8 protein-coding genes are annotated in these 6,865 nt (G+C 56.8%); all 8 read right to left on the bottom strand.

Annotated elements, in window-relative coordinates:
• Positions 1–371 (bottom strand): SWIM zinc finger family protein (locus HOLDEFILI_RS14925; protein ID WP_006060658.1); only part of this gene is annotated, 371 nt, incomplete at its 3' end.
• A gap of 283 nt (positions 372–654) precedes the next feature.
• Positions 655–1,203, bottom strand: a complete 549-nt coding sequence (locus HOLDEFILI_RS14920) for a hypothetical protein (protein WP_006060656.1) — start codon at positions 1,201–1,203, stop codon at positions 655–657.
• On the bottom strand, positions 1,200–1,709 hold the full coding sequence (locus HOLDEFILI_RS14915) for a tRNA (cytidine(34)-2'-O)-methyltransferase (protein WP_006060655.1): 510 nt from the start codon (positions 1,707–1,709) through the stop codon (positions 1,200–1,202). Before HOLDEFILI_RS14915 ends, HOLDEFILI_RS14920 begins: the two co-directional genes overlap by 4 nt.
• Complete coding sequence (locus tag HOLDEFILI_RS14910) at positions 1,706–2,404, bottom strand: TIGR01906 family membrane protein (RefSeq protein WP_006060654.1); 699 nt, start codon at positions 2,402–2,404, stop codon at positions 1,706–1,708. The genes HOLDEFILI_RS14915 and HOLDEFILI_RS14910 overlap by 4 nt, the downstream gene beginning before the upstream one ends.
• Complete coding sequence (locus HOLDEFILI_RS14905; RefSeq protein WP_039865257.1) at positions 2,391–2,981, bottom strand: XTP/dITP diphosphatase; 591 nt, start codon at positions 2,979–2,981, stop codon at positions 2,391–2,393. Before HOLDEFILI_RS14905 ends, HOLDEFILI_RS14910 begins: the two co-directional genes overlap by 14 nt.
• A complete protein-coding gene (locus tag HOLDEFILI_RS14900; RefSeq protein WP_006060652.1) occupies positions 2,966–4,624 on the bottom strand; it encodes a B12-binding domain-containing radical SAM protein in 1,659 nt (552 codons plus the stop codon). The genes HOLDEFILI_RS14905 and HOLDEFILI_RS14900 overlap by 16 nt, the downstream gene beginning before the upstream one ends.
• Before the next feature lie 119 nt (positions 4,625–4,743).
• Entirely contained in the window at positions 4,744–5,724 is a 981-nt protein-coding gene (locus tag HOLDEFILI_RS14895; protein WP_006060651.1) for a hypothetical protein, read from the bottom strand.
• Positions 5,724–6,800: a M42 family metallopeptidase gene (locus HOLDEFILI_RS14890; RefSeq protein WP_006060650.1), complete on the bottom strand. Its 1,077-nt coding sequence runs from the start codon at positions 6,798–6,800 to the stop codon at positions 5,724–5,726. The genes HOLDEFILI_RS14895 and HOLDEFILI_RS14890 overlap by 1 nt, the downstream gene beginning before the upstream one ends.
• Positions 6,801–6,865 lie beyond the last annotated feature (65 nt).

The following is a 6,865-nucleotide window of genomic DNA, read 5'->3' as shown; positions in this document are numbered from 1 at the left end:
GGCTCGGCTACCGTTTCCGGCTGGGTGCTCCGCTTCGCCAGCCGCTCGCGCTTTCTGAGGATATCCTCCGGGATCGCGCCCGTTTCAAACGCCGCTTTTTGAGCTATCGCGTACAACAAGCCGAGGCTGTGCTTGCACGGAAACTGCCGGCTCGGACAGCTGCACCGGAATACCGGATGCGCCGGGTCCAGAAAATCGGCGGACGTCGTATAATTAGAGCTGCCGCTGCCCTGGCATTCCCCCCTATAAAAAGTATCGTCCTCGCTGCGAACCAGCCTGACAAATTTGCCGCTCTGAACAAGCGCTTTCGCATTCTTCAGCGCGTTCGCGTTGACAGCCTGTTCCGCAATCCAGCTTTCTTTGATCTCCATACCGTTCCTCCTGACTTTGTGATGCTTTTATTTTACCATAGTTGAGGAAGAACGCAGAAAGAGATCGTCCGATTTACGAAATTCTTCATCGTTAGAATCCCACTCCAGTTTCCCCCGCCCTGCTCAACGATTGCCGGATACGGAGATTGTAGAATAAAGAATAAAAAAAAGCCCGAAAGCAAAGCAGCGAACCGGCTTAAGGACTTCTTGGATTTTTTATGATCTATGCGAATTGTTTTTCGCTGGAACTCATTATGACTTCACATTCTCCGGCGCCAGAAAATCACGGTAGAGCGCTAAGGGAATCTGAATCAGCGCCAGCATCAGCTGCAGCGTCGCCAACGACCCCACGGCGATTCCGGCATAGGCAAACTGCTGGATCGCTTTGAGCGTAGTGAGGGAAAAATAGCTTCGCGTTACAAAAAAAACCGCCGGCGATCACCATGACCAGCTCGCATCCGATCAAGCAGCCTAAGCCCCTTCGTTTGCGTCGGAGATTCTTATCCTTGCCGCGCTGGGTAAAAAACATCGCGGCGACCAGGAGAAAGCCGATCTGCGGCCAGGCCAGCGCCGTTACCGCACTGCTCAGCCAGTCGGAAAAGGCCAGCGGCGTCGCCAACAGATTCAGGATCGTCCGCCCCAGCCACGTCCCCTCTACCCAGGGATGGTGCGTCAGCGCCAGCACATCCTCAATGCTGCGCAGCTGGACTAACAAATACCCCATCCGGGCGTTGGCGAAGGCAAACACAGCCGCGCAGAAGCAGCCGGTGCAGAACAAAATACAGATCCGGCGTTTTTCGGTTTGAAGCAGACGGTTGATCAACGTGATCATACCAACAGCCAGTCCTCTCCCTTGATGTGCTCCGTTTTGCTTAAGCCCGGATAATCGAGCTGGCGCAGCACTTCATAGACGCAGATCGCGACGCAGTTGCTCAAGTTCAGGCTGCGGGCGTCGGCAACCATCGGCAGCCGCGCGCAGCGGTCCAGATGATCGCGCAGGATCGCCTTGGGAATGCCTGTGCTTTCGCGGCCGAACACCAGATAAATATCCTTTTCCGTCCGGGTATAGTCAAAACTGGCCGGCGGCTGCTTGCCATAGCGGGTTAAGAAGTAAAACTCCCCGTCCGGATTTTGCGCGCAGAACGCCGCCCAATCCGGATAGACGCTCATCTGCAGCTTTTCCCGGTAATCCATCCCGGAACGGCGGATCTTCTGTTCGTCTAACGAAAAACCCAGCGGCTCGATTAAATGCAGCCGGCAGTTCGCCGCGACGCAGGTCCGCATGATATTGCCGGTATTCTGCGGAATCTCCGGCTCATATAAAACAACGTGAATCATGCTTGAACGCCTCCTTTGCTTTCAAACCAGGCCAAGCCCAGGCAGACCAGATAGCCCAGCCCGAACCCGCCGAGAATCCGGAATACCAGATTGAAGAAAAAGGTTTCCGGAACCATCATGATCAAGACGTCGGTATTGGGATCGAGCAGCCACAGGTCGTTGCGGAAAAAGATGTGGTGGAACATCGTCCAGAATTCATTGAAATCGAGAAACGCGTAAAACGCCAGCGCTCCCGCCAGGCCCATCAGCACCGCCGAGGTTTTTAAAAACATCTTCGCCGTCTGCCGCCGCAGCGCCTTATCCTTTTTCATCACCAACAGACACAATCCTACGATCACGATCGCCGCCGCCAGGTTCCGCACGCTCATCGCGTTGAGATAGAGTGCCTGAACGTCGACCATGTGGTCTTTTTCCCGCTGATTGAAAACCTCCTGCACCTGGCCGTTGATGACAGCCTGCACGTCCAGATTCCCGCGCTTGCCCTGGGTGTAGTCCAGCAGCACGTCGGTCGTTAAATCCAGATCTTCCTCGCTCATGCCGATCGTCTGCGCGGTGTTCAGCTGGCGGTATTGATCGGCGTAAAACGGCCGGCTGAAGCAGTTGAGATCAACCGATGTCAAAATCAGCACAGCGATGAGCGCCACCGACCAGACCGCCTGCAGCGCCTTGACGAGAAGCGAATCAATTTTCTTCATGATGTAAATACTCCATTAACAAGCGCATCGCCTGGCCGCGGTGACTGACCTGATTCTTTTCTTCCTCGCTCGCCTCGGCCAGTGTTTTGCCCAGCGGCGGATAATAGAAAATCGGATCGTAGCCAAAGCCCTGGCCCCCCGCAGGCTGGAACGCGACTGTCCCTTCGACCGTTCCCTCAAACACCTCGGTCGGCCTGCCCGGGCGCGCCAAGGCGATCGCACAGACAAACCGGCAGGTGCGGTCCGCCTGGCCGCTGACGCGCTCGATCAGATTCCGGTTCTTGATTTCATAGCTTGTATCATGGCCCAGATAACGGGCTGAATACACGCCGGGTTCCTTGTTTAACGCGTCGATTTCCAATCCGGAATCATCGGAAATCACGGTGCAGCCCAGCTGCGCGCACAGCGCTTCGGCTTTGATTACGGCATTGGCCGCAAATGTCGTTCCGGTTTCCTCCGGCTCGGCGAACGTGCCGCATTCCTTCATGCCGATCACGGTGATCCCCAGCGGCGCAAACAGCGTGCGGAATTCCTCAATCTTATGTTGATTGCCCGACGCAATTACGATTTTATCCATTCTTGTTGTTCCTCCTCACTGAGCCAGATCCGCCGCACCGGCTGTCCGGGAACAGCCAGCACAATCTGAATCTGAATCCCGCCGGCCTGCCAGCCGACGTCAATTTGGGTATAATTATAAACCTGCTGCTCGTCAAAATCCATCCGCTGAACTAAATTCCTGCGGATTTCCTTGCGCTCCTCGGCGCTGAGATGCCGGATCGCCAGCGGCTTCTGGCGGTGGGCAGACAGCATCAGATAATCGGTATTGACCCGCGCCTGCGCTTCTGATTCTCCCACCAGCGGTGTTAACACCTCGATCAGCAGCTCAAAGAGCTCCTTCAGCTGATACGGATGGGGCAGCGCTTGCAGCCGCGCCCCGGCCTGCGCCATCAGGGCGTAAGCGCTCAACTGGGGATGCTCCGCAAAGACGCTCTGTAAACAAGCCCGGCAGCGGCCGCTGTTGAGCAGCTTTTCCGTCGCCAGATGCACGCACTCCACTTCCGCCAGATCCGCTTCACTCAGCCACGCTGTCTTCGTCACGGTATACGGCGTTTGCGCTTCAAATTCCATACCCCAGCCCGGTGCGCGTGCGATCATCGCCGTCCCCTTCAATAATTTCAGGATGCCGACCTGCAGCTCGCTGGGATGCACGGCGAACAACCCGTTGTAGGATTGTTCAAAACTGGCCCGATCCTCATATGGCAGCCCCGCGATCAGATCCAGATGACAGATGTAGCCGCGCTTTAACAGCCGGCTTGTGACCTCAAGCAGACGCTGGTTGTCCTGCCGCCGGTCCACCGCTTCCAGGGTTTTGGAATTCAGCGACTGCACGCCGATTTCAAAACGGTAGCGGGCCGGATCGGCTTTCTGTTCAAAGAAATCCAGCATCGCTTCGCTGATCGTATCGGCGACAACCTCAAACTGGAAGTTGATCGAAGGCGGCAGCGTTTCAATAAACCGTGCGATCCGCAGCGCCCGCTCGGGCATCACGTTGTACGTCCGGTCTAAAAACTTCACCTGCTTGACCGTCCGCTCTGCCAGCGGCGCCAGCTGCCGCAGGACATACGCTTCCGAAAACATCCGCACGCGGTTGTCCGCCGAGGACAGGCAGTACGCGCAATGATACGGGCAACCCCGCGAGGTTTCAAGATAGAGGTAGCGATGCGCCATCGCTTCCTCGTCGATCGCCAGCCAGTAAGGACTTTCCAAGGTTTCCAGCCAGTTCAGGTCCACCCGCGCGTAAGCGACCGGACTGACGTAACCGCGGCTGACTAACCCGTCGATATCCGCTTCCCGGCGCACCGCCTGCCAGAACGTCTTCTCGCCTTCGCCCCGCAGCACCGCTTCAATCCCGGTGTCCAGCCAGTCTTCGCATTGATAGGAAACCTCCGGTCCGCCGATCAGAATTCGGACATGAGGCAGCTTGCGCTTGAGAATCGCAATCCATTTCCGGGTCAAATCCGCATTCCAGATATAGACCGAAATTCCGATCACCTCCGGCTGCCGCTGAGCGATCTGATCGCTGATCCGTTCCAGATCGTCCTTGATCACAAACTCCATCAGCTCGACCTCCGCCTCCGGAATCCGGCTGACATACAGCCAGCGCAGCGCCAGATTTTTATGAATATATTTGGCGTTGAGCGTGGTTAGCACAACTTTCATGTTTTATCACCTTTGCTATTCTAGCAGAAATCCCCTCGCTTTTCTATCCCCGGATCCCGCGGCATCCGATGGAAACAAAAAAATCTTTCCTTACACCGAAGCATAAAGAAAGATCCATATCAGACGTTCTGTTCGTCTTCGACCCATTGAATCGCCGGGTTTTCGCCCAGTATCTGATCGATCAGCCGGTTCATCTCGTCGATGCTGCGGCCGCTGTTGTGCGCGGAAACCAACGTGACCCAGCGGTCCGGTTCGTCACTGCGCTGTGCCTGCAGCAGCATCATCGGCATCTGGAAGCTCTCAAACCGCCGCCGGCAGCGCAGCCGCAGGATCGGCGCCAACGTCTGCAGCCGAAGCGTTTTTCCGGTTTCCAGCAGCACGCCATGATGGACGATCAGCTTAAATGAAGGATAATAAGCCGCCTGCTCAAAGTCGTCCGCCAAACGCTCATACAAGCCTTTTTCGTCCGCTTCTTCCAATTGCTGGCGAGCCGTTTTCTTGTTGTAGCGGCCGCTTAAGATCAGCAGCACGCCGGCCCCGCCCAGACCGATCAAGATCAGAACGTTAGCTAAGGGAAAGGAATGCTGCGCACCCTCGACTAACATCAGCGAACCGATTTCATTCTGCAGCGTCGTCGGATCAGCGTTCTCGTCGATCAGCATCTGCACGACTTCCAGCGCGTATTCCTGCAGCTGTTCAGGGATCGCCGCGCTTAAGCCCTCGACCACTAACGGCAGCGGTGCGATGTCCGTGTCGCCGTAGCTGTAATCGATGATCGGCTCGCAGCGCTTCGCCGTCGCTTCGCTCAGCATCACAATCCGCCAGGATAACCCGTCGGACGCTAAATAATAATGATTGGTCTTGTATCCGTCGCTGCTGCTGGCAAACTCCTCGGTGCACAGCTGGATCTCATATTTCGCCTGTTCGTTGATCAGCGACGTTTCCGTTAACGGCTTCGGCCCGGAGGGCTTAAATATCGTATTGATGAGGATCGGATAAAGCACCGCGCCCGCAAGCAGAACCGCGCCCAGAAGCATCCGCAGATGATTGCGCTTAAAGACCGCGTCGACCGGTCCCAGCGTTCTCCATGGGGATTCCATTACAAACCGTCCACGTCAGCCGCGCTTACGGTATCGACGACGGCTTTCGCTAACGCCACTGCGGCTTCCACATCCGCCAGACAGGCGATGCCGTGATGCGAGTGAATGTAGCGGACCGGAATCCCCAAGACGACCGTCGGAATGCCGCGCTGACTTAACTGAATCATCGCGCCGTTATTCCCGCCGCCGCTGCGTACCGATTCCTGAACCGGAATACCGCGGTCATGAGCCAAGGTCAAAACCTGGCGCATCCAGCGGGGATTGGCAATGATCGAGCGATCCATGTGCCGCAGCATCGGCCCTTTTCCCATCGCCGTCTGGCAGAGCCAGTCTTCCGTAAACGTATCGTCCGCCGGACAGCCCTCGAACACGATCGCCACGTCCGCCTCCAGCTGATGCAGCGCCGTCTGGATACCACGGTCGCCGACTTCCTCCTGACTTGACAGACAGGCTGCGACATGATTGCGGTGAACGGCCGGATCAATTTGATCCAGCGTTTCCAAGAGCGCCGCCACGCCGATCCGGCAGTCCAGCGCCTTGCCGATAATCAAGCCCTTCTCCCTCTGGATTTCGCACGTCACATCCGGCACGACCGGCGCGCCGATCTCAATTTGAAAAACATCGCGGGTTTCTTCCAGCGAATGCGATCCGACATCGATCACCATCGCGCTGATCTCGGAGGGTGCCCGCCGTTCGCTCTCGCTCATAAAATGCACCGGCTTGGCCGCAACCACGCCGCTGATATACTCTCCCCTGCGGTTTTTGACCTTCACCTTATGCGCCGGCACGGTATTCGCCGCCCAGCCGCCTAAGGGCAGAAACGTCAGCGTGCCGTTCGGTTTGATCGCCTGGACCATAAACCCCAGCTCATCGCTGTGAGCGTCCAGCAGGATCCGGACATCTCCGCCTGCCGCCTTGGGCTGGATGATCAAATTCCGCATGTGATCCTCACGCACCGCATAGCGTGTTTCGTCGATCCAGCGCCGGGCCTCCGCCGCCGCCAGATCCTCAAAGCCGGACACGCCGTAAGCGTCGCTGAGCCGCCGGATCATCGTCAGCCGTTGTTCTGAATTCATAAAATCCCCTCACTTCTTCATCCATTGTAATCAGGAAGCGAATTTTTTGTCAATCAGGGATTCTA

This window comes from Holdemania filiformis DSM 12042 (genome assembly GCF_000157995.1).
GTDB classification, from domain to species: domain Bacteria; phylum Bacillota_I; class Bacilli_A; order Erysipelotrichales; family Erysipelotrichaceae; genus Holdemania; species Holdemania filiformis.
Note: the sequence above shows the minus strand (reverse complement) of the source record. Positions and strands in the feature narration are given on the sequence as shown.

Excerpts from the sequence above, each read along its gene's own strand:
- HOLDEFILI_RS14920 (WP_006060656.1), bottom strand. The coding sequence starts at position 1,203 with ATGATCACGTTGATCAACCGTCTGCTTCAAACCGAAAAACGCCGGATC.
- HOLDEFILI_RS14900 (WP_006060652.1), bottom strand. The coding sequence starts at position 4,624 with ATGAAAGTTGTGCTAACCACGCTCAACGCCAAATATATTCATAAAAAT.
- HOLDEFILI_RS14905 (WP_039865257.1), bottom strand. The coding sequence starts at position 2,981 with ATGGATAAAATCGTAATTGCGTCGGGCAATCAACATAAGATTGAGGAA.
- HOLDEFILI_RS14890 (WP_006060650.1), bottom strand. The coding sequence starts at position 6,800 with ATGAATTCAGAACAACGGCTGACGATGATCCGGCGGCTCAGCGACGCT.
- HOLDEFILI_RS14910 (WP_006060654.1), bottom strand. The coding sequence starts at position 2,404 with ATGAAGAAAATTGATTCGCTTCTCGTCAAGGCGCTGCAGGCGGTCTGG.
- HOLDEFILI_RS14915 (WP_006060655.1), bottom strand. The coding sequence starts at position 1,709 with ATGATTCACGTTGTTTTATATGAGCCGGAGATTCCGCAGAATACCGGC.
- HOLDEFILI_RS14895 (WP_006060651.1), bottom strand. The coding sequence starts at position 5,724 with ATGGAATCCCCATGGAGAACGCTGGGACCGGTCGACGCGGTCTTTAAG.